General features: G+C 70.6%; 20 protein-coding genes and 2 pseudogenes. 13 read left to right on the top strand and 9 right to left on the bottom strand.

All coding sequences use genetic code 11. The features are described 5' to 3' along the window. Positions 1 to 136: 136 nt before the first annotated feature. The 6 genes and pseudogenes from AB0H64_RS02090 (at position 137) to AB0H64_RS02065 (ending at position 5,508) form a co-directional block, all read left to right on the top strand. On the top strand, positions 137 to 1,537 hold the full coding sequence (locus tag AB0H64_RS02090; protein WP_357619035.1) for an MFS transporter: 1,401 nt from the start codon (positions 137 to 139) through the stop codon (positions 1,535 to 1,537). A 94-nt stretch (positions 1,538 to 1,631) separates the two neighbouring features. Further along, a complete protein-coding gene (locus tag AB0H64_RS02085; protein WP_357619032.1) occupies positions 1,632 to 2,489 on the top strand; it encodes a metalloregulator ArsR/SmtB family transcription factor in 858 nt (285 codons plus the stop codon). After that, entirely contained in the window at positions 2,486 to 3,085 is a 600-nt protein-coding gene (locus AB0H64_RS02080) for a dihydrofolate reductase family protein (RefSeq protein ID WP_357619029.1), read from the top strand. Before AB0H64_RS02085 ends, AB0H64_RS02080 begins: the two co-directional genes overlap by 4 nt. A 453-nt stretch (positions 3,086 to 3,538) precedes the next feature. After that, a complete protein-coding gene (locus AB0H64_RS02075) occupies positions 3,539 to 4,726 on the top strand; it encodes a glycoside hydrolase family 88 protein (protein WP_357619025.1) in 1,188 nt (395 codons plus the stop codon). A 25-nt stretch (positions 4,727 to 4,751) separates the two neighbouring features. Next, positions 4,752 to 4,967, top strand: a pseudogene (locus tag AB0H64_RS02070) (hypothetical protein); the annotation flags it as partial. Positions 4,968 to 5,010: 43 nt separating this feature from the next. After that, positions 5,011 to 5,508: a serine hydrolase domain-containing protein gene (locus AB0H64_RS02065; protein WP_357619022.1), complete on the top strand. Its 498-nt coding sequence runs from the start codon at positions 5,011 to 5,013 to the stop codon at positions 5,506 to 5,508. A gap of 39 nt (positions 5,509 to 5,547) precedes the next feature. Here AB0H64_RS02065 and AB0H64_RS02060 read toward each other — a convergent pair whose 3' ends face one another. The 3 genes from AB0H64_RS02060 to AB0H64_RS02050 all read right to left on the bottom strand — a co-directional run bounded on the left by AB0H64_RS02060 (position 5,548) and on the right by AB0H64_RS02050 (position 7,161). Beyond that, positions 5,548 to 5,742 carry a ferredoxin gene (locus AB0H64_RS02060; protein ID WP_357619019.1) on the bottom strand — a complete coding sequence of 65 codons (195 nt, stop codon included), beginning with the start codon at positions 5,740 to 5,742 and terminating at the stop codon, positions 5,548 to 5,550. Further along, positions 5,739 to 6,638 (bottom strand): pyridoxamine 5'-phosphate oxidase family protein, encoded by a 900-nt coding sequence (locus tag AB0H64_RS02055; protein WP_357619016.1) that lies wholly within the window; start codon positions 6,636 to 6,638, stop codon positions 5,739 to 5,741. The genes AB0H64_RS02060 and AB0H64_RS02055 overlap by 4 nt, the downstream gene beginning before the upstream one ends. A 70-nt stretch (positions 6,639 to 6,708) precedes the next feature. Further along, entirely contained in the window at positions 6,709 to 7,161 is a 453-nt protein-coding gene (locus AB0H64_RS02050) for a VOC family protein (RefSeq protein WP_357619013.1), read from the bottom strand. A 162-nt stretch (positions 7,162 to 7,323) separates the two neighbouring features. Here AB0H64_RS02050 and AB0H64_RS02045 point away from each other — a divergent pair, with 162 nt between their 5' ends. The 4 genes and pseudogenes from AB0H64_RS02045 (at position 7,324) to AB0H64_RS02030 (ending at position 10,241) form a co-directional block, all read left to right on the top strand. Next, positions 7,324 to 7,926 (top strand): CGNR zinc finger domain-containing protein, encoded by a 603-nt coding sequence (locus AB0H64_RS02045; RefSeq protein ID WP_357619011.1) that lies wholly within the window; start codon positions 7,324 to 7,326, stop codon positions 7,924 to 7,926. 72 nt (positions 7,927 to 7,998) lie between these two features. Further along, positions 7,999 to 8,403: pseudogene (locus tag AB0H64_RS02040) on the top strand (phosphotransferase); the annotation flags it as partial. A 182-nt stretch (positions 8,404 to 8,585) separates the two neighbouring features. Next, entirely contained in the window at positions 8,586 to 9,629 is a 1,044-nt protein-coding gene (locus tag AB0H64_RS02035; RefSeq protein ID WP_357619009.1) for an alcohol dehydrogenase catalytic domain-containing protein, read from the top strand. A gap of 45 nt (positions 9,630 to 9,674) precedes the next feature. After that, positions 9,675 to 10,241, top strand: coding sequence for a YciI family protein (locus tag AB0H64_RS02030; protein WP_357619006.1), 567 nt, complete (start codon positions 9,675 to 9,677; stop codon positions 10,239 to 10,241). Between the two features lie 81 nt (positions 10,242 to 10,322). Here AB0H64_RS02030 and AB0H64_RS02025 read toward each other — a convergent pair whose 3' ends face one another. The 4 genes from AB0H64_RS02025 to AB0H64_RS02010 form a co-directional block, all read right to left on the bottom strand. Then, positions 10,323 to 11,306: a cellulase family glycosylhydrolase gene (locus tag AB0H64_RS02025; protein WP_357619003.1), complete on the bottom strand. Its 984-nt coding sequence runs from the start codon at positions 11,304 to 11,306 to the stop codon at positions 10,323 to 10,325. After that, positions 11,303 to 11,908 carry a PadR family transcriptional regulator gene (locus tag AB0H64_RS02020; protein ID WP_357619000.1) on the bottom strand — a complete coding sequence of 202 codons (606 nt, stop codon included), beginning with the start codon at positions 11,906 to 11,908 and terminating at the stop codon, positions 11,303 to 11,305. Before AB0H64_RS02020 ends, AB0H64_RS02025 begins: the two co-directional genes overlap by 4 nt. A gap of 40 nt (positions 11,909 to 11,948) precedes the next feature. Then, entirely contained in the window at positions 11,949 to 12,251 is a 303-nt protein-coding gene (locus tag AB0H64_RS02015) for a hypothetical protein (protein ID WP_357618997.1), read from the bottom strand. Between the two features lie 336 nt (positions 12,252 to 12,587). Further along, positions 12,588 to 13,115, bottom strand: a complete 528-nt coding sequence (locus AB0H64_RS02010) for a carboxymuconolactone decarboxylase family protein (protein ID WP_357618994.1) — start codon at positions 13,113 to 13,115, stop codon at positions 12,588 to 12,590. 69 nt (positions 13,116 to 13,184) lie between these two features. On the opposite strand from AB0H64_RS02010, the gene AB0H64_RS02005 reads away from it, so the two are divergent. Further along, positions 13,185 to 13,865, top strand: coding sequence for a GNAT family N-acetyltransferase (locus tag AB0H64_RS02005; protein ID WP_357618991.1), 681 nt, complete (start codon positions 13,185 to 13,187; stop codon positions 13,863 to 13,865). 98 nt (positions 13,866 to 13,963) lie between these two features. Here AB0H64_RS02005 and AB0H64_RS02000 read toward each other — a convergent pair whose 3' ends face one another. Further along, positions 13,964 to 14,233 carry a GlsB/YeaQ/YmgE family stress response membrane protein gene (locus AB0H64_RS02000; RefSeq protein ID WP_357618988.1) on the bottom strand — a complete coding sequence of 90 codons (270 nt, stop codon included), beginning with the start codon at positions 14,231 to 14,233 and terminating at the stop codon, positions 13,964 to 13,966. 677 nt (positions 14,234 to 14,910) lie between these two features. Here AB0H64_RS02000 and AB0H64_RS01995 point away from each other — a divergent pair. Further along, positions 14,911 to 15,510 carry a hypothetical protein gene (locus tag AB0H64_RS01995; RefSeq protein WP_357618985.1) on the top strand — a complete coding sequence of 200 codons (600 nt, stop codon included), beginning with the start codon at positions 14,911 to 14,913 and terminating at the stop codon, positions 15,508 to 15,510. Positions 15,511 to 15,808: 298 nt separating this feature from the next. On the opposite strand, the gene AB0H64_RS01990 is transcribed toward AB0H64_RS01995, so the two are convergent. Next, a complete protein-coding gene (locus tag AB0H64_RS01990; protein WP_357618982.1) occupies positions 15,809 to 16,387 on the bottom strand; it encodes a hypothetical protein in 579 nt (192 codons plus the stop codon). A gap of 858 nt (positions 16,388 to 17,245) precedes the next feature. On the opposite strand from AB0H64_RS01990, the gene AB0H64_RS01985 reads away from it, so the two are divergent. Then, on the top strand, positions 17,246 to 18,796 hold the full coding sequence (locus AB0H64_RS01985; protein ID WP_357618979.1) for an alpha/beta fold hydrolase: 1,551 nt from the start codon (positions 17,246 to 17,248) through the stop codon (positions 18,794 to 18,796). The last annotated feature ends 12 nt before the right edge of the window (positions 18,797 to 18,808 follow it).

The following is an 18,808-nucleotide window of genomic DNA, read 5'->3' as shown; positions in this document are numbered from 1 at the left end:
TGGTCACTCTCGCCGACCGGCCGAGGTGGGCGCGGGAGGGATCTTCCGGGTCGGTGGCGTGATCGTCCTGGGCCGGGGGTTCGGGCATGACCACTCCTAGTTGCGTGCGATACGCAAGCACTTTAACGTGTGCGATATGCACACGTCTACTCGGACGGTCACAGCCCGGCCGTCGCGCGGAACACGGCTCGCCTTCGCCGCTCTGCTTCTGGGCATGCTCATGGCCCAGCTCGACACCACCATCGTGGTCGCCGCGCTGCCGAGCATCACCTCCGACCTGGAAGCCGGCAGTGCCGTCGCCGGCGTCACCGCTGTCTACCTGCTCACCGTCACCGTCTCCACCCCTGTCCACGGAAGGCTCGGCGACCTGCTGGGCCGCCGCGCCCTCTTCCGCGGGACTCTCGCGCTGTTCGCCCTGGGCTCCCTGGGCTGCGCCCTGGCACCGTCCATGCCGATGCTCGTCGCTGCCCGGGCGGTCCAGGGCATCGGCGGGGGCGGTCTGGTGGTCACCGCGATCAGCGCCCTGGCGCAGCTGTTCGCCCGCGAGGAGATGGTGCGACGCCAGGGATATCTGACCGGCGTCCTCGCGCTGTCCGCACTGGCCGGACCTCCGCTCGGCGGCCTGCTGGCCGCCGGTCCCGGCTGGCGCTGGATCTTCCTGGTCAACCTCCCGCTGTGCGCCGCCGCCGCGCTCCTCTCGCCTGGAGTCCCCGGAAAGCCGCGACATCAGGCCGGCGTCACCTTCGACCGGACCGGCACCCTGCTCATCACCGCGGGGGGCAGCGGCGTGGTCGCCCTCGGCGCCTCCGAGTCCCTGGCTCACAACGCCCCGGGCGCGGCGGCCGTGCTCGTGGCCGTCGCGGGTTGCGCGGGCGCCTTCCTCAGGGTCGAGCGCCGCGCCGCCGCGCCACTGATCCCGCCCTCGCTCTTCCGTGACCGCGGGGTCGCCCGCAGCATCGCCTCGACCGGCCTGGCTGGGATCGCGCTGTTCGGCACGTTCCCGTTCATCCCTCTGGCCGTCCAGGAAGGGACCGGAGCGGACAGCGGCACGACCGGCCTGTTGCTGCTGGCGCTCACCGGCGGCCAACTGGCCGCCACGATCACGTTCTCGGTGCTGGCCCGCCGCCGTCCCGCCATGCCGCGCTGGGGCTACCTCGCCCTCGCGATGGGCGCCGCCGGCATGACGGCCCTGGCCGTCCTGCCGGCGCTTCACGGCGCTCCGCGCCCTCTCGGTCTTGTGGTCGCCACCGCGGGGATGGCTCTGGCCGGTGCGGCGCTCGGTCTTTCCATGCAGGCGTACACGCTGATCGCCCAGGGGCGCGCCCGGCCGGACCAGATCGGCGCCACCATGGGCACGCTGACCTTCGCCCGCCAACTCGGCGGCTCCCTCGGCACCGCCGTCTTCGGCTGGCTTCTGCTCACCGCTCCGGCGGAACGCACCGGACTGATCATCGCCCTCGCCGCGGCCGCGGCCTGCCTGGTCGCCGCCCTGCTCGTGGCCCCCCGTCCCACCGACGACCTGGCCGGCCGCGCCTGACCGACGAGGGCGGTGGAGGTCACGCTCCCCCCGCGGAGGAACGGCCACAGATATTCCTTGACACGAATATTCGTTGTGGAGAATACTTCTCTCCATGGACGCACTCCTCACCGCACTGGCCGATCCGGCCCGCTGGCGGCTCGTGAGCCTGCTGGCCGAGCGACCCCGGCCGGTCGGCGTCCTCGCCCAGCTCGCCCAGGCGCGCCAGCCGCAGACGACCAAGCACCTGCAGACCCTTGAGCGCGCCGGCCTCGTCACCTCCCACCGCACCGGCCAGCGCCGCGTCTACGCGCTGCAGTCCGCCCCCCTGCGAGACCTGGCAGCCGCACTCGGACGGCTCGCCGACACCGCCGACCAGGCCGGCGGCCCACGCGAGACGTACGACCGCTACGGGCTCAGCCTCGACGCGGAGCGGTTCGCCGCGAAGGAGCCGGGGTGGGCCGACGGCCGCTCGTTCAGGTTCTCCCGGTCGCTGCCGGGGCGCCCCGAGCTGGTCTGGCGCCACCTCACCGAGGAGCCCCTGCTCGTCCGCTGGTGGACGCCTGACGACCTGCGCGTCTCCGAGCTCGTGTTCGAGGCTCGACCAGGTGGGCGGATCATCCACGAGTACCGCGACGCCGAGGACGCCGACGGCTCCGACGTGGTCGCCGGCCGCGCGGAGGGCGTCGTCGACGACGTACGCCCGGGGGAGCGCCTCACGTACCGGCTCTCCCCGTTGCTTCCCGACGGGAGCCTCGCCTTCACCTCTCACGTCGACCTCGGCCTCCGGCCCACCGGCACGGGCACAGACCTCGACGTCCACTGGCGGATCACCGACAGCACCGTCGGCTCCGCGGACTTCATCGCGGGCATCGAGATCGGCTTCGGCCAGAGCCTCGACAAGCTCGCGGCGACCCTCGCCGCGAACCTGCACGACCCCGAGCACGACACTGATACAAGGAGCACGAGATGACGAACCCGACCGGTCGCAGGGTGACCGCGAACCTCAGCCTCTCCCTCGACGGGCGCTACCACGGCCCCGGCGGGCCCAGCGACTTCGGGGCGTTCGCCCCCTACGTGGTCACCGAGGTCGCGCGGAACCACATGACCCGCATCTGGGAGGGCGCGACGACGGCGCTGCTCGGCCGGATCAATGCCGAGGGATTCATGGGGTTCTGGCCGTCGGTCGCCGCGGACGAGAACGCCGATCCGCGTGATCGCGGATACGCCAAGTGGCTGGTCGACACGGAGAAGGTGGTCCTCTCGACCACCTTGACCGAAGCCCCGTGGGAACACACCCGCGTTGTGAACGCCCCCGCCGCGGACGTCGTCACCGACCTCAAGGCCACCGGTACGGGCGACATCCTCGTCAACAGCAGCCCGAGCGTCATCAAGCCGCTCCTGTCGGCGGACCTGCTCGACCGGCTGTACCTCATGATCTGCCCCGAGATCACCGGAGGCGGTCAGCGCCTGTTCGACGACGGCCTGCCGGCCTCGAAGTGGACGCTCACCCACCACGAGACCGGCGAGCTGGGCGAGATCGCCATGGTGTACGACCGGGTCCGCTGAGCCGGCCGACCGGCGGTGGAGACCAAGGGCTGGGACCACGTCGCCGAGGTCGGCCACAAAAGCCGCACCGGCGGGATCGTGCTCAGGGACGACAGGAGCGGGACGGAGTTCCCCGACCTGTCACTCGACGGCCGAGCGGGTCACTAGCGGATCCGCGTGCACTACGACTGGTTCAGATGGAAGGGACAGCACGAGGGCGGCCAACGTCTGCTGATCATGGCGTTCTCCGGGAAGGGGGACGAGTCGATCATCTGCCGCAGGCCGCCCAAGCGGTGAGCACGGGTGGCGTCGGAACGCCGCGCCGTCCTGCCGCGCGTCGGAGTCGGTCTGGTACATGGCGAAGAGACATCGGATGTACAGCCGCGATGGACAGATGTTTGCCGCCGATGTATGGCTATAAGGGGGAATGAGATCGGACCTGTGCTCGACACGCTTCGGCAGAAGGAGAAGACCGTGCCGTTCAGAATCCGACACAGGGCGGTCGCCGTCGTCGCCGCCGGGGCGCTTCTTCTTCCCTCCGCCCCCGCCGCCACCACCTCAGACGAGAGCGGCACCTCGGCCATCGACTGGTCGCGGGCCGTGGTCGACTCGACCATGGCCGGACACACGCCCGGCACGCTGGGCGGCTGGGGCTACACCACCGGGCTCTACCTGTGGGGCCAGTACCTGGTGTGGCAGCGCACCCGCGAGCCCCGTTACCTGGCCTACATCAAGGACTGGGCCGACCGGTTCGTCGACTCCTCCGGCGGCATCGCCCAGAGCTTCGGCAACCTGGACAGCATGCAGGCGGGCAACGTCCTGCTGGCCCTGTACCGCGAGACCGGGCAGGCCCGCTACCGCACCGCCGCAGCCAAGATCAGGAAGCGGCTGAACACCTATCCGCGCACCTCCGACGGCGGCTGGTGGCACTCGACCTCCGACTCGCGCCAGGGCCAGCTCTGGGGCGACGGCGTGTACATGGTGGACCCGTTCCTGGCCAGATACGGCGCCTGGGTGTCGGCCGACTCCTTCACCGCCGCCGAACCGGCCAGGCAGCTGGAGGTCTACTGGAGCCACCTGCGCCGCGCCTCCGGGACGGGAGCCGGCCTGCTCTACCACGCCTACGACGAACCCGGCGGCCTGACCGCGCCCTGGGTCAAGCCGTCGCTCGGCAACACGAACGGGATCTCCTGGTGCCGGGCGATGGGCTGGTTCGGCATGGCCGTGACCGACGTCCTGGAGATCATCCCGGCCACGCATCCCCGGCGCGCGGCCCTGATCGACATCCTGCGCGAACTCGTGCCCGCCTACGCCCGCTGGCAGGACCCCGCGACCGGCCGCTGGTGGCAGGTCGTCACCGAGCCGTCGAACCCCGCCAACTGGACCGAGACGTCCTGCTCGGCCATGTACACGTACACGATCTCCAAGGCGGTCGAGCGCGGGTACGTCGACGCCTCCTACCAGACCCACGCCGAACGCGGCTATCAGGGCGTGCTGGCCAAGCTGTCGGTGGACGGGGCCGGCCGGACGAACATCGTGGACATCAGCCAGGGCACCAACGCCAGCGACTCGCTGAGCTACTACTTCGGCCGCACCCGGCCGGTCAACGACTTCCACGGCCTGGGAGCGTTCCTCATCATGAACGAGCAGCTGCGCCGTTGACCGGCTCGGGCCATGATTCGGTTACATGTCCCAGTTGCAGCATCTTGTCGCCAGGGCGGGCTACCGCTTCGACGAACCGATCGTGGTCGGGATACAGCACGGTGGCCGGCCGCCCGTGCTGCTGGCCCAGGGGCTGACACTCCGCGGTGACCCCCTGGGCGCGACGACGCTCACCTACGCGGCCTCATTGTCGAAGCAGCTGACCGCTGCCTGCGCGGCTCTGCTCGCCCGGCAGGGGGAGCTGGACATGGAATCCGCCCTGTCGCACTGGCTGCCTCGCCGCCGTGGTGGAACGGGCGGTCAGCCGGCCGCTGCCCGAGTTCGCCCTGCGTCGGCTGTTCGCTCCGCTGGCGATGGCCGATACGTGCTACTGGCCCGGGCCCGATCCCACACCTCCCGGCGCCGCGCCGCTTGCCCGCCCTCATCCCGCCCCGCTGTCCCTGGGCGACGGTGGCGTGTGGAGCACCGTCAGCGATCTGCTGGGCTGGAGTCAGGCACTCAACGCGGACGAACTCGGCATCTCGGCGCTCATGCAGACCCCTGGACGCCTCGACGACGGAACACCCATCGACTACGCCTGGGGCATCGGGGTCCGCTCACACGCCGGTCACCGCGTCTATCGCCACGGAGGGGGGTGGCCGGGCCTGCGCGCCCTACAGGCCCGAGTGCCTGATCTGGACCTGAGCGTGGTCCTCATCGCGATCGCCGACCACACCGAACGCCGAGTGGGCCTCCTCGACAGCCTTCTCGACGAGATGACGGACCGGGGTATCCCCGACTAGCCGAGACGGGCAGGGACAGGCTCACCTCCATCACCACTGTCAGTCGTCGTCCAGCACGATGGCCTGCACGGGGCAGGCGCGAGCCGCCTCCTCCACGGCGCGCTGCAGCGCGTCGGCAGGCGCGGCCTCGTACACCAGCTCGTCATCGTCGTCGAGGGCGAAGACCTCAGGGGCGGCGAACACGCACTGGGCGTGGGTCTGGCACAAGGTCATGTCGACACGGACGCGCATCATGCATTCCTCTCAGCCGGCGGGTTGAATCGGGAGTATTTGCCGAAGGACCACCGTTGCGGGATGCCGCCGGCGATCTGGACGGCTCGTTCGACGTCGAAGTCGATCAGCCGTTGCGCGCCGGGCACCTCTGCCGCCCGCGCCGGGTCCCAGTCGATGCGGGCGCGTCCGGTCAGGTGCAGGGTGTGACCGTGCTCCCAGTCCAGGAACAGCAGCCCGCAGCGCGGCTCGAGCTCGAGGTTGCCCAGTGTCATGTACATCGAGTTGCCGACGTAGTCGGGCCAGGTCAACCGGCGGCTGCCGGTCACCGCGACGAATCCGGGGTGGCCGCCGCGGTGTGACGCGTCGGCTCCCAGCCCCTCCGCGTACGTGCCGACGAAGAACGTGTCGGCCGTGCCGATCCACTGCTGTTGATCGGCGGTGAGCTCACCGGTGACGAGCGCTGTCCTGCTTGCCGAGGGCAAGTCGTCGACGTAGGTGCGGGTTTGGAGGTGCTTCGGGCAGTTGGAGTACACCTGCTCGGTGTGGACCAGGAGCCGGCTCCCGTGCCGGCAGGCCCGGCCGTTGACCCGCATCCGTCTCCGGCTTGCCGGCTCGATCATGAGCATGCCCACCTGGCGCTCGGCGTCGAAGAGGCCCGCGAGCGGATCGCCGGCGCCGGGCAGCCGGTCGGCGATGACGGAGCGGTCGTCGGGGGCGGTGATGAACCCGGGTGGGCCGGTGAGCGCGCTGACCCACGCCGCGCCGGTGTCATCGGCGGCTGCGATCACCACGAGACGTTGTTGCCCGAGGAACTCCGCCGCCACCGGCGGGATGGCCGCCCCCGCGCCGGCCGACCCCCATCCGTCGGCGGTCAGACCGGCGCGGCGCTGTACCGAGCGTTCGCCTGGGTGGAGCATGGGCGATCCCTTTCCGTCGTGGCCGGGGGCCGCGGCGCGCGGCCGGGCACAGGTGGGTCTGTTGGCTCTGTCAGAAGAAGCCGCACGTCGGCGCGTCCTTCATGGGCGCCGGTGCGGTGTCCGCGCCGGTCGGCGCATAGATCTCCAAGCGGATGCCGTCCGGGTCGGCGAAGAAGACACCACCCGAGGACGCGCCCTCGCCGTGCGGGACGATCCCCTCGTGGAAGAGCCGCACGCCGAGTTCGCGCAGGGTGGCCTCGGCGCGCCGGACCGCCTCGATGTCGGGCACCTGGAACGACAGGTGGTGCAGGCCGGGCCGGTCGGTGGCGAACACGCCGCCGCTCTGCTGCCACAACGTGACCAGCAGGGTGCCGTCGCGGCCGAGGAAGGCGAATCTGCGGTCGCCGTCGGTCTGCTCACCCATGATCTCGAACCCGAAGACCTGGCGGTAGAAGGCAGTGGAACGTGCCAGATCGGTCACGTTCAGACCGACGTGCCCGGTCTGCAGGACAGGTGTGCTCATGCGGAACCTCCCAGGTGGAGCCATGTGAATGTGGTCGAAGTCGGTGGCGGGCATGGCTGCCCATCTGCCGGGGGCGCCGTTTCTAACGGCTAAGAATCCCCGGTTCCATTAGAATATGCAGGGTGTTTATAACGCTGTCAACCTGGAGGTAGCGTTAGAAGGGTGGAAGTGGCACACCTGACGGATGGCGGCGCCCCGTTCCTGGGCGAACCCCCGGCCATCGAACTCGGCAACACCTCGTACGCGGTGAGAGGCCGCCCCAAGGACGGCTTGCGGAGCGTCGAGCACCTGGCCGCGTGGCTGCGCGACATGCGCCCACGTCTCGCGGTCGGACTCGCCGACGCTGACCTTCACGGTGTGACGGACCACGACCTGAACCTCGCCAGGGAGCTCCGGGACGCCATACGGACCCTCGCCGCCGCGGCCGTGAACGACCGCGCACTCGATCCGGACATGGTCGCGACCCTCAACCGGCACGCCGGCCGTACCCCGCGCTGGCGGGAGCTGCGCAGCACGCCGGAGCCGCACACGACGGAGTGCACCGCGGGCCGCCCTGTCGCCGCGGCGCTGGCCGCCGTGGCCGAGGACGCCGTCGACCTGTTCGGCGGGCCCCTGTGTCACCAGCTGCGCGCCTGCCAGGGCCCAGGCTGCATCCTGTACTTCGTCCGCGACACCCCACGGCGCGAATGGTGCTCACCCGGCTGCGGCAACCGGGCACGAGCCGCCCGCCACTACGCCAAGGTGCGGCAGGGGAGTGGCGACTGAGCCGCGCGGCCAAGATCTCGCACGCCTCGACCTGCCCACCGCCGGCACCGACCGTGTCCGTTCGACCGGCTCTCGGCGCAGCTCCCCGCGGACCCGTCCTCGGCCCTGGTCCACGGCGACATCGCCCCGCAGAACCTCCTTGTCTCCCCGACGACAGCCGAGCTCAACGGGATCGTGGACTGGGGCGACGCCCAGTGGACCGACCCGGCTGTCGACTTCGCCAAGATGCCCCTGACCGGCATCCCGGCCATGCTCGACGGCTACCGACGGGAAACCGGCGAGGGAACCTCAGCGAGCACACCGGCCTGGGAAGCTCGCGTGCTGTGGTTCCCCCTCATCTGGGCCCTCGGCCGCCTGGCAGATCCAGTACCGCGCCCCGGCGAACGTCACTGGACCGCCCCTCCAGCCGGCCGGCTCCTGGGCCTGCTCCGCTTCTTCGCCTCGGCCCCGCCGGCCCCTTGGGTCGATCTGGCCTGATCCAGCGGTGTTCGTTCTCACCGTCCGCGGCGGTGCGTTTCAGCGCCTTCACCGTCTCGGCGTTCAACTTCGGCACCGCCGCCTTTGCCCCGTATTTGCCTGATACGAGCAACAGTGAACTAGTGCCTGATCTGGGCAAACCCTGTTCCTGCCCCACCACCACCCGAAACGGAGAACAACTGATGCGCGCAACCCTCATGTACGGCGCCGGCGACGTCCGAGTCGAGGAGGTCCCCGACTCCGTCATCAAGCAGCCCACCGACGCGCTCGTCCGCGTCACCGCCTCCTGCATCTGCGGCAGCGACCTGTGGCCGTACGGCTCGCTGTCCCCGGCGGACGGCCCCGCACGGATGGGGCACGAGTTCATCGGCATCGTCGAGGACACCGGCTCCGAGGTGACATCCGTCAAGAAGGGCGACCTGGTCGTCGCGCCCTTCGCCATCTCCGACAACACCTGCGAGTTCTGCCGCGAGGGCCTGCACACCTCGTGCGTCCACCCGCAGGCCGGTTTCTGGGACGGCGAGCCGGAAGAGGGCGGCCAGGCCGAGGCGGTCCGCGTCCCGCTCGCCGACGGCACCCTCGTCAAGCTCCCCGTCGCGGCGGACTCGGCCCTCATCCCGTCCCTGCTGACGCTCTCCGACGTGTTCGGCACCGGCTACCACGCCGCCGTGGCGGGCGGCGTCAACGAGCGCACCCGCGTCACCGTGATCGGTGACGGCGCCGTCGGCCTGCTGGCGGTACTGTCGGCCAAGCGCCTCGGCGCCGAGCAGATCGTCCTCATGGGCCGCCACACGGCGCGCACCGAGCTCGGCCGGGAGTTCGGCGCCACCGACGTCGTCTCCGCCCGCGGCGCGGAAGGCATCGACCAGGTCCGCGAGCTGTCCGGCGGGCACGGCACACACGTGGTCCTGGAGGCCGTCGGCAACATGCCCGCCTACGAGCAGGCGGTCGGGGTCGTCCGCCCGGGCGGCGTCATCAGCCGCGTCGGCGTCCCGCAGTACGAGGAGGCCCCGGTCGGCTTCGGCAGCCTCTTCCGCCACAACCTGCGTCTCGCCGGCGGACCGGCGCCGGTCCGGGCCTACATCGAGCAGCTGATGCCCGACATCCTCGACGGCACCATCGAGCCGGGGAGGGTCTTCGACGCCACGACGACCCTCGACGGCGTCCCCGCCGGTTACCAGGACATGGCCGACCGCAAGACCCTCAAGGTCCTCGTCAAGCCCTGACCCCCGAAGACGCCCCAGGCCGGCATGGAGCCGTCGGTGCGGCCCATGGTAGGTACTCTCGGCGTGGAGTTCTTCTGTTATCACCGTGACCGGCCCGACTCCGCGGCGCTGCGCGACGAGCTGCTCGAAGAGCACTGGTCCTACATGGACCGGTACGCGGCGGAGCTGATCGCCCGTGGCCCGACCTTCGACCGCGGCAGCGACACGGCCACCGGCAGCGTGCACATCGTCGACCTGCCGGATCTGGCCACCGCGCGCGCGTTCGTCTTCGACGAGCCCAACTACCAGGCCGGTGTGTACCGGGACGTGGTGCTGCGCCGATGGCGCAACGTGCTGGGACGCACCATGTGGGAGTTCCCCGGCGGCCGGGAGGGCGGCAACCGGTACCTGGTGCTGGGCCTCGGCTCCGGGCAGGCCGCCGACCTCGTCCCGCCGCCCGGCCTGGACGAGCTGATCGCCTACGGGCCGCTGCTGTCCGACGACGGCACCGCCTGGCTGGGTACGGCGCTGCTGGTCCGGGCGCCGGACCCGGACGCGGCACGCGCCCTGCTGACCCCGGACCGGTACGCCGACATCGAGGTGCACGACTGGGAGTTCGGCGGGCGACGGTGATCGGCCCGCCGACACCGCCGTCCGCTCAACACCGCGGACCCAGCCGCCTTCTACGGCGGCGACGCGGCCCGGCTACACCGACTACCCGGCCCTGCCCGCCTGACCGAGGCCAAGGGCCTGGAGCAGCGCGGGGTCCCACCCGCCGGCGCTCTCGTCGTACAGGGCGAAGGTCGGCCCGAAGGACCAGTAGCCCCACGAGAAGCCGTGCTCCTCGGCCAGGCGCCGGTTGACGGCGGCCCAGCGCGCGCGTGAGCCCGGGTCGGCGTTGCCGGAGGTGCCGAACTCGCCGACGAAGATCGGCCTGTCGTGCACGTGCGCCCACTCCGCCAGGCCGGCGAAGGCGTCGGACAGCACGGAGCGTTCCTCGTGGCTGCCCTGCCACGTCGTGCCCAGCCAGGAGACGGGGTCGCCGAACGGGGTCTCGGTGCCGAGCCACGTCTCGCCCTGCATGGTGAAGGTGATCGGCCAGTACTGGTGGACCGTGACGATCAGGTTGCGGTCGTCCTCGGGCAGGTGGAGGTCGGGCAGGCGCCGCATGTTGTTGTAGGAGGCCGGGCCGATGACGACGGCTCGGGCGGGGTCGGCCTCGCGCAGAGTGGTGAGGATCTGGCGCAGGTAGTCGTTCCAGAGAGGATCGAGGGGGCCGCGGGGCTCGGCCAGGGGTTCGAGCATCACCTGGGCGGGGCGCTCGGAGAAGCGCTCGGCGACCTGGTGGGTGGTGGCGAGCAGCCGGTCGAGGTGACGGGGTGGGTCGGCCATCAGCTCGGGGTCCTGCAGGTTGTTCAGGACGACGCTCAGTCCGCGTTCGGCGGCCTGGTCGAGGAGGAGGTCGACGCTGTCCAGGATCGCCGGGTCCACTGTGAATCGTCCCCGGGACTCGGTGGTGTGCGCTGCCCAGCAGGTCGCCAGCCGGACGGCGGAGAACCCGGCCTCGTGGCACAGGTCCAGATGACGCGCGCTGACCGGGACCGTCCACCCTCGTTCGAGTGCGGCGCCGAAGTCGGCGCCGATGTTGACGGTGCGGGCCAGGAGGCGGTTGGTCTCGTGAAGGGAGGACGTGCTCATTTACCTGCGTCTTTCGTCGGGGAGCCGGAACCGGGGCCGGGCCAGTACGTGGCCGGGTCGCGGAGCTGGGTGGTGAACGCGCGCAGCCAGTCGAGCTCGGCCCGGCGCAGGGCCTGAGGGAAGGCGTGGTCGGCCAGGAACACCGGCGCGACACCGTCTCGGGCGGCGGCGTCCAGCGCGTGGCCGGTCTCGTCGACACGCTCCCGCATGCGCTCGGCGCGGCGTTCGAGGAGGGCGATCACCTCGGTCCTGGGCAACGCGAACATGAACATCAGCGCGACCGTGAAACCGGAGGTGTCGTCCTCGGGACCGTCGAGCAGCTCGCGCAGCCAGTCTCGTAGCGTCGAGCCGCCTGCCTCCGTGATGCGGTAGATCGTCCGCTCGGGCCGGGCGCCCTCGCGAATCGTCTCGCCTTCGACGATCAGGCCCGCGTTGACCAGGCGGGGCAGGGCGTCGTAGAACGACGCGTTCTTGATCTTCAGGGTGCGGTCGTGGCCGCGTTCGCGCATCTCCACGCGCATGTCGTAGACGTGACGCGCCCGCTCGGCCAGCAGGCCGAGCACGGCCACGGTCATCGGGGTACGCAGGGGGCGTGCGGGCACCAGGGCTCCCAGATGGTCGAACACGACTAGACGAGTTCGACTATACCGTGATCGTGTCAGCCTCCGGCACGGAGTGCGTTCTTGGTCTTTCCGGGTGCGACGACGTGTCTCTGTCGTCGGCGGCCGGCGCTACCTCGATGTCCATCGGGGTGCCGAACGTGGTCGTGGTCGAGAACGGCCGCACTTCTCGCCCGCCGAAGCTGAAGATCATCGGGATCACGACCTCGGACTCGATCGGGTGGCTCGCGTCCTCGGCGCCGGGCGCCGGCAGCTCCTCGTGGAGCGCGGTGAGCTCGGGGTCGGGAGCAGCGGCGAGCGGACGCGAGATCCGGGTACGCAGCACCGCGTGCACCTCGGCCAGGTTGACGATCCGAGGAGCGAGCCCGCGCGGGTCCAGGCCGGTCCATCACCGGCCGGATTCGACCTCGTCCACCAAGGCGGAATGGCTCGCCGCCGTACGCGCCGCGCTCGTCCCGCTCGCCGGCATGCAGGTCGAGATCCATCGCGTACTGGCCGAGGGCGATCACGTCGTGATGCGCTCGCGGCGCCGGCTTCCCGGTGCCGGGCCGGAGATCGTGGTCGTCGACATCTGGCGGCTCGGGAGGCGTCCGGCAGAGGGGTGCCGCGCTCCGCGAGCACCGCCGGGAGGCGCGGACGGCCGGCGAGCGGGGCGGCGGGACTATGCCGGTCGCTCGGCCGGTTCGAGGCCGGCCAGGAGGTTGAAGGAGCCGGTCAGCAGGTTGAGGGCGACGAGGCCGGGGAGTTCGGCGATGACGCGGTCGCTCCAGCCGTGCGCCCGGAGGCCGGCGACGTCCTGGTCGGTGATCGAGGACGGCTCGGCGAGCACGCGGACGGCGACGGCGATGAGCGCCGCTTCGCGGGCGTCGGTGGAGGTGCCCTGGCGGGCGAGGGCGATGTCGGTCTCGCTCAGCCCCGCCGCCTGGGCGCCCTTGGTGTGGGCGTCGAGGCAGAGGCCGCAGCCGATCCACTCCTGTACGGCCAGGGAGATCTTCTCGCTGAGGGCACGGGGGAGCTTGGACCGCTTCATCGCGCGGGAGAAGTCGAGATAGCCCTGGAGCAGCGCGGGGGAGTGGGCCATGGTGGCGACCATCTCACCGACGCCACCTCTCCTGGCGATGATGTCGTCCAGCAGCTCACGGGATCTCCCCGGCGCTTCGGCGGGGTCGAGTGCGGTCAGGCGTCGCATGTGGGTTCCCTTCTCAAGCGTACGGTTCGGATACTATACCCCCGCACCGTATATGCGAGGAGACTTGAAATGACACCCGAACGACGACTGGGCGAGCACCTGGCCCGCTGGCTCGGCGCGTGGCCGCCCGCTTCCCGCCTCGACATCGTCGGCGAGCCGGGACGGACGCGGCCCGGCTGGGACGGCAGGCTCCATCCGGTCCTGGGAGTGGCGGGGCCGGAAGGCGGCGTCCTGTCGGTCCCGCCCGAGCATGCCGGGCCGGTCTCGCGGCGATACGCCGCCGACGGTGACCTCGCCGTGGTGGGGCCGCAGGTCCCGGCCATGGTGGGGTATCCGCAGCGGGGATGGTTCACCGCCGTGTACCGGTGGACCCTGCGGCCCGCGCCGCTGCCCGAGGCCGGAGAGTGGGTCCCCGCGGACGACCCGCACGTCCCGGCGTGGTTGCGGCCCTTCGGCGGCGACGTGCTGGTGGCCCGGGACCCGGAGACCGGAGCGCACCTCGCGGGCGTCGGGATCAAGCGCCACGACGCGTACGGGCACGAGCTGGCCGTCGTGACGGCCCCCCAGGCCCAGGGGAGGGGGCTGGCACGCGCACTCGTCGCCCAGGCCGCCCACCGGGTCCTCGACGAGGGGGCCGTCCCCACGTACATGCACGCCCCGGACAACCTGGCCTCGGCCGCCGTCGCCGTGGCGGCCGGTTTCCCCGACGGTGGCTGGACCGCCTTCGGCCTGGCCGAAGAGGCCCCGTAACCGTTCTCAGGGCGCGTCCTGCCTCCTGGCCAGGCCGTGTGCGGCGCTCATGCGGTTGACGGCCTCGCTCCCGGGGTGGAGGCCCCGGGAGCGGCCGGCTACCTCCTGCGCCTGATGTACATGCCCTCCGTCAGGAACACGCCCAGGGCGGCGAGCGCGACCTGGATGGCCAGCTCGATCCAGTCGATCCCGCCGGTGTCGGCGACCCCGAGAGCTCCGGCGAGGGCGGTGCCGATGAGCGCGGCCACGATGCCGATCAGGATCGCGAGCCAGATCGGCAGATGCTGCCGGCCCGGAATGACGAGCCTTCCGAGAGCGCCGATCGCGATGCCGATGATGATGGCGGAGATGATGCCGGTGATTTCCATGCTGCCACTCCTGAGGTGGGCCGCCGAACGACTCACTTACTGCAACGACCGGCATCGATCCGATGGTTCCTCGACGCTTCTCGGGTGTCCGCGGCATTCATCTGATGAATGCCGAAGAAAATGCCGCGAGGTCAAAAAGGGCGCAAGGTGAATGGAAGCGGCGGACACTGGGCCAGGTGCCGTCCCTCACCCGGCGGCTGACCTCCCTGGCGCCCTCGCGCGGCTGTGCCGTCGACTTCCTCGCGCCCCGCACGGCGGATCGATCTGCTGGTGGACGAGCATTGGCAGAGCCGGCACGCGGAGCTGCCGTCCGAGGTGAGCGTCCTGGCGCGCCGGCACGAATTCGCCGTGAAGGTCACCGTCACCTGGCCCGAACGGGCGCCGGCGCAGATCGAACAGGCTCTGCGGGGGCGCTTCGTCACCGGGTTGCGCATCCGGGCGACGGGCCTCGTCGAGGCCCTGCGGGCGACCGCCGGCCGGTGGTCCGGGGCGCTGGTTTCATCGTCATCAGCAATGTCTCGGCGCCCGGACCGGATGCTGGTGACCATTCGCGATAAGACTCACCCATCGAGCCACAGCTACTCTCCGTATCATGATCGATACTCTAGGTGGCGACTCAGTTGCGGCCTGCCGCCACAAGGAGCAGGCCGTCCCTTTCCCACAGGAGACACACTTACATGCGCAAAACCGCCGTTCTCGTGCTGGCCTCGGCCATTACCGCCAGCGCCGCGATCACCGCGTCGACCGCCCATGCCGACGGGGTCGGCGGCGCACCGGCCTCAGCCGCGCCGGTCCGCGACAAAGATGTGATCAACAAGGCCGGCGGAGGCCGGCTGGCATTGTCCAGCAACAGCACCGCCGAGGGGGCGACGGCCATCACCCTGCGCGACCCCGGGTGGACGTACAACACCGAGGTGTGGGAGGAGGACTCCACCTGGCAGGCCGACGAGGCGGACACCTACACCACCGTGCTGAGGAACCAGGCCGCCAACAAGTGCCTGCAGCCCGCGGCCGCCGCCCCGCAACGCGGCACCACCATCGTCGTCAAGACCTGCGACGGCTCCGACCTGCAAAAGTGGATCCTGCGGGCCGAAAAGGTCGTCGGCGGCACGTACACCGGCTGGTGGATGTGGCGGCCGAAGGTCAACAAGAACCTGGCCATGACGCTGAACAGGTACAACGACGGCAGCTGGGACAGCCTGCACCTGGACACCGCCTACCCCAGCTCCGACCGCCTGTGGCGCATCGCCCCCAACGACGCGCCCTGGCACCTCTGAAGCCCTTGGGCCACCCCGGGCGCAGGCCGCTGTCGGGGCTGCCTTTCAGATGAGGCCCTCGCCGCTCCGCCGGTGAGGGCCTCGCTGGTTCACCCAACTGGGCCCAGGGCCCAACGGCCCGCATGTGGTTGTGCTTCCTCTCGCTGCAGGGGCGAGAGGGAGCTGGGTCATCAGATCGTCAACGTCGTATGAGCAGGTCAGGGCATAGGAACGGGTGTGCACGGCTCGTTCTCGGCGTCCGCGAACAGGCGCATGCACCTGCGGCAGTTCACCACTCGTACGCGTCGGTGATTCCGGATCAGGTGGGGCTCACCCAGTGCGCTGTGACTTGGGTGCGTCCGTCGGCGTTGCTGAGGATGGAGGTGTGGCCGCCCTCCCTGATGCGGTACGCGTGGAGCGTCACGACGTCCCCGGCTGCGAAGGTGTGTGTGAATGTCTGCCCGATGGTGTCCTGGCTTCCCGCCTCGGCGCTGTCGACGCAGACCACTGATTCACTGCCGCGGATGAGCGTGCCGTTGTTGAAAATTGCTGGGGTTATGCACAGTCCCTTCTGCGTGTATGTGCGGACGCCATACGAGACCTCCCACACGCCGGGAAAGGGGATTGTGAGCGCCGGGACTTCGGAGATTCGCTCGTAGGCGCGGGTGGCCCCTGTGAGGGGGTGATTGAAGGAGAGAGGGCCGGTCTGGACCCATTCCCAGCCTCCTCCCGATGGGGCAGCCACGGATGCGTGGGCTTTGCCGTGCACGTTCGGCGTTTCGCCGGCGTGGGCCGGTGCGGCCATGATGGCGGCCAGCAGGGCGCTGCCGATGACCGTGGTGACGGCGGCGACCGACCGCCTGGATCGAGAGATGGTTCGCGTGGTTGCTGTCCGCATGTAGATCTCCGTATCTGTTCACGGCGACGAGTTCTGGCACATCCACCAGTCACTCTCTGTAGCTAGATCATTACCATTCGCGCCCAAGGTTGTCGATCATCAGGCCCATGCCGGTGTGGCGTTCACCCGCGCTGTGTTCGAGCCCAGCGCGCCGCGCCCGCGTGTCTCCCTCCGATGGCCAGAGATCACACGCCCGAGGCGGTGCTGCCGCCGTACGGCGCAGCCGCTCGCGGTGCGCCTCGTCCTAGACGTCCTCGGGGTCGGGGTTGAGGTCCGCAGGCGACCGTCCCCGTCCCCAAGATCGGCTGTCTCGCCGAGCCGGACGTCTATGAGCTGGACGAGGGCGCGGACGCGCCCTGGCTGGTCAAGGGCGGTACGGCCGGGCGTCCAACTCCGTGGTGGGTCGAAAGGTCGGGCCTGGTCGACGAGCTCTACGAGCATCTCAGCGACTACGAGTACGACCACTACGGCGATGACGAGGACGACGAAGAGGACGAGGACGACTGACCGTCCGCGTCGTCGGCTGGACGGCGGCCGTTCCCGGGATCTTGGGGATGCCGCCGTTGTATCGTGCTGCCGTCGATCTGGCGCGGTCGAACACGAGGGCCGCGTTCGCCGCCGCCCGCTTCAGGTGTCGCGGCCGTCGACCGAGGATGATCGGAGCCGGGTCGAGAGCCGCCTGAGCGGTCCCACCGGCCGATCGACGATTGGAGCACTGTGCCAGCAAGATCCTCTCTGCTCGCCGCCGCCTTCGTGGCGATGGCGACGCTGTTACCCATATCGCCGGCCGTCGCGGCGGGCCCCGGAGGCGAAGCCAGGACGACCCCCGCACCGACGGCGCCGTCAGCCACACCGACGGTGTCGCCGACGCCGACGACCTCCCAGAGTCCGCAGCAGCAGGCCCCGGCGAAGGGCCGCATCGCCTGGGCGCCCTGCGAGGAGGAGCCCTCCGCCGAGTGCGGCAAGCTGGCGGTGCCGATCGACTGGTCGCGTCCGGACGGGCCCACCATCGACCTGGCCATCGCCCGCCGCAGGGCCACCGACCCCGCGGCCCGCGTCGGCTCCCTGGTGATCAACCCGGGTGGTCCGGGCGGTTCGGGCGTGGAGGCCGCCTTCGGCGCTCCCGGGTTCTTCACCGAGGAGCTGCAGAAGCGGTTCGACATCGTCGGCTTCGACCCCCGGGGTGTCGGCCGCAGCCACCCGGTGATCTGCTCGGCGTCGGTGTTCAACCAGATCCCGTACGCCGTCATGAAGAGCCAGGCCGACTTCTTCAGGTGGAGCGCCTTCGCCAGGAAGCTGCGCGCGGACTGCCGGGCCCGTACCGGCCCGCTGTACGACCACGTGGACTCGGTCAACGTCGCGCGCGACGTGGACGCGCTGCGCGCCGCGCTGGGCGAGGAGAAGCTCACCTTCTACGGGGTCTCGTACGGGACGCTGATCGGCCAGATGTACGCCGAGCTGTTCCCGAACCGGATCAGGGCCATGGCCCTGGACAGCAACATGGACCACAGCCTCGGCGTCAAGAACTTCCTCGACACCGAGGCAGCGGCCGTCGAGGACGCCTTCGACGAGTTCGCCGGCTGGTGCGGGCAGGACCCGAGCTGCGCCCTGCACGGCAAGGACGTCCGCGCGGTGTGGGAGAGCATCCTGGCCAAGGCGCGCAGCGGCCGGCTGTACTACCCGGGCGTCCCGGACCGCCCGATGACCGAGATCCAGGTCCTGTGGAACGGCGTGCTGGGCACCGAAGGGCCCGCCTGGCAGCTGCTGGCCGAGCTGCTTCGCGCCCTGGACGGCGGGGAGCCGTCGTCGTGGGTGCCGCCGATGCCCGGCCGGGGGCCCGTCTCGGGGGACGTCGCCCAGCTGCCCACCGCGATCCTCTGTCAGGACTACCGGCTACGGGTGCGCAACTACAGGGAGTACGCCGCGCTGCTGCGCAGCTCCAACCGCCGCGCCCCGGACATGCGCTACAACCCGATGCCGATGGAGGACCTGCCCGTCTGCCTCGGCCACCCCACCACCAACCCGCAGCACCGGCTGCGCTACACGGGCAGTATTCCGATCCTGCTGGGCAACTCCTTGCACGACCCCTCCACCCCGTACTCCTGGTCCGCCAACGTGGCCCGGCAGCTCGGCCCGAAGGCGCGCCTGATCACGTACGAGGGCTGGGGGCACCGCATCTACGGCAAGGACGAGTGCAGCACGGTGCCGATCGACAACTACCTGATCTCGCTGACCCTGCCTCCGCAGGGCTTCCGATGCGCCGTGGGCGGCAGGGTCGAGACCCTGCGCAAGAAGTCGCAGCGTGAGCTGTGGCCGACGGACAAACTGCCCTGGGGCGCTCCGCTCCTGCCCTCCGCCCACCCGGCGGCGACCACGGCCGCTGCCGGCAGGCCGGGGACGTCCGGCTGAGCTCCGACCGGG

The sequence above is a fragment of the Nonomuraea sp. NPDC050733 genome (genome assembly GCF_040654215.1).
Classification (GTDB): Bacteria; Actinomycetota; Actinomycetes; order Streptosporangiales; family Streptosporangiaceae; genus Nonomuraea.
Note: the sequence above shows the minus strand (reverse complement) of the source record. Positions and strands in the feature narration are given on the sequence as shown.

What these genes read in the sequence shown, in the direction of transcription:
- AB0H64_RS02090 (WP_357619035.1), top strand. Translation starts at nt 137, where the DNA reads ATGCACACGTCTACTCGGACGGTCACAGCCCGGCCGTCGCGCGGAACA.
- AB0H64_RS02085 (WP_357619032.1), top strand. Translation starts at nt 1,632, where the DNA reads ATGGACGCACTCCTCACCGCACTGGCCGATCCGGCCCGCTGGCGGCTC.
- AB0H64_RS02080 (WP_357619029.1), top strand. Translation starts at nt 2,486, where the DNA reads ATGACGAACCCGACCGGTCGCAGGGTGACCGCGAACCTCAGCCTCTCC.
- AB0H64_RS02060 (WP_357619019.1), bottom strand. Translation starts at nt 5,742, where the DNA reads ATGATGCGCGTCCGTGTCGACATGACCTTGTGCCAGACCCACGCCCAG.
- AB0H64_RS02055 (WP_357619016.1), bottom strand. Translation starts at nt 6,638, where the DNA reads ATGCTCCACCCAGGCGAACGCTCGGTACAGCGCCGCGCCGGTCTGACC.
- AB0H64_RS02050 (WP_357619013.1), bottom strand. Translation starts at nt 7,161, where the DNA reads ATGAGCACACCTGTCCTGCAGACCGGGCACGTCGGTCTGAACGTGACC.
- AB0H64_RS02035 (WP_357619009.1), top strand. Translation starts at nt 8,586, where the DNA reads ATGCGCGCAACCCTCATGTACGGCGCCGGCGACGTCCGAGTCGAGGAG.
- AB0H64_RS02030 (WP_357619006.1), top strand. Translation starts at nt 9,675, where the DNA reads ATGGTAGGTACTCTCGGCGTGGAGTTCTTCTGTTATCACCGTGACCGG.
- AB0H64_RS02025 (WP_357619003.1), bottom strand. Translation starts at nt 11,306, where the DNA reads ATGAGCACGTCCTCCCTTCACGAGACCAACCGCCTCCTGGCCCGCACC.
- AB0H64_RS02010 (WP_357618994.1), bottom strand. Translation starts at nt 13,115, where the DNA reads ATGCGACGCCTGACCGCACTCGACCCCGCCGAAGCGCCGGGGAGATCC.
- AB0H64_RS02005 (WP_357618991.1), top strand. Translation starts at nt 13,185, where the DNA reads ATGACACCCGAACGACGACTGGGCGAGCACCTGGCCCGCTGGCTCGGC.
- AB0H64_RS02000 (WP_357618988.1), bottom strand. Translation starts at nt 14,233, where the DNA reads ATGGAAATCACCGGCATCATCTCCGCCATCATCATCGGCATCGCGATC.
- AB0H64_RS01995 (WP_357618985.1), top strand. Translation starts at nt 14,911, where the DNA reads ATGCGCAAAACCGCCGTTCTCGTGCTGGCCTCGGCCATTACCGCCAGC.
- AB0H64_RS01990 (WP_357618982.1), bottom strand. Translation starts at nt 16,387, where the DNA reads ATGCGGACAGCAACCACGCGAACCATCTCTCGATCCAGGCGGTCGGTC.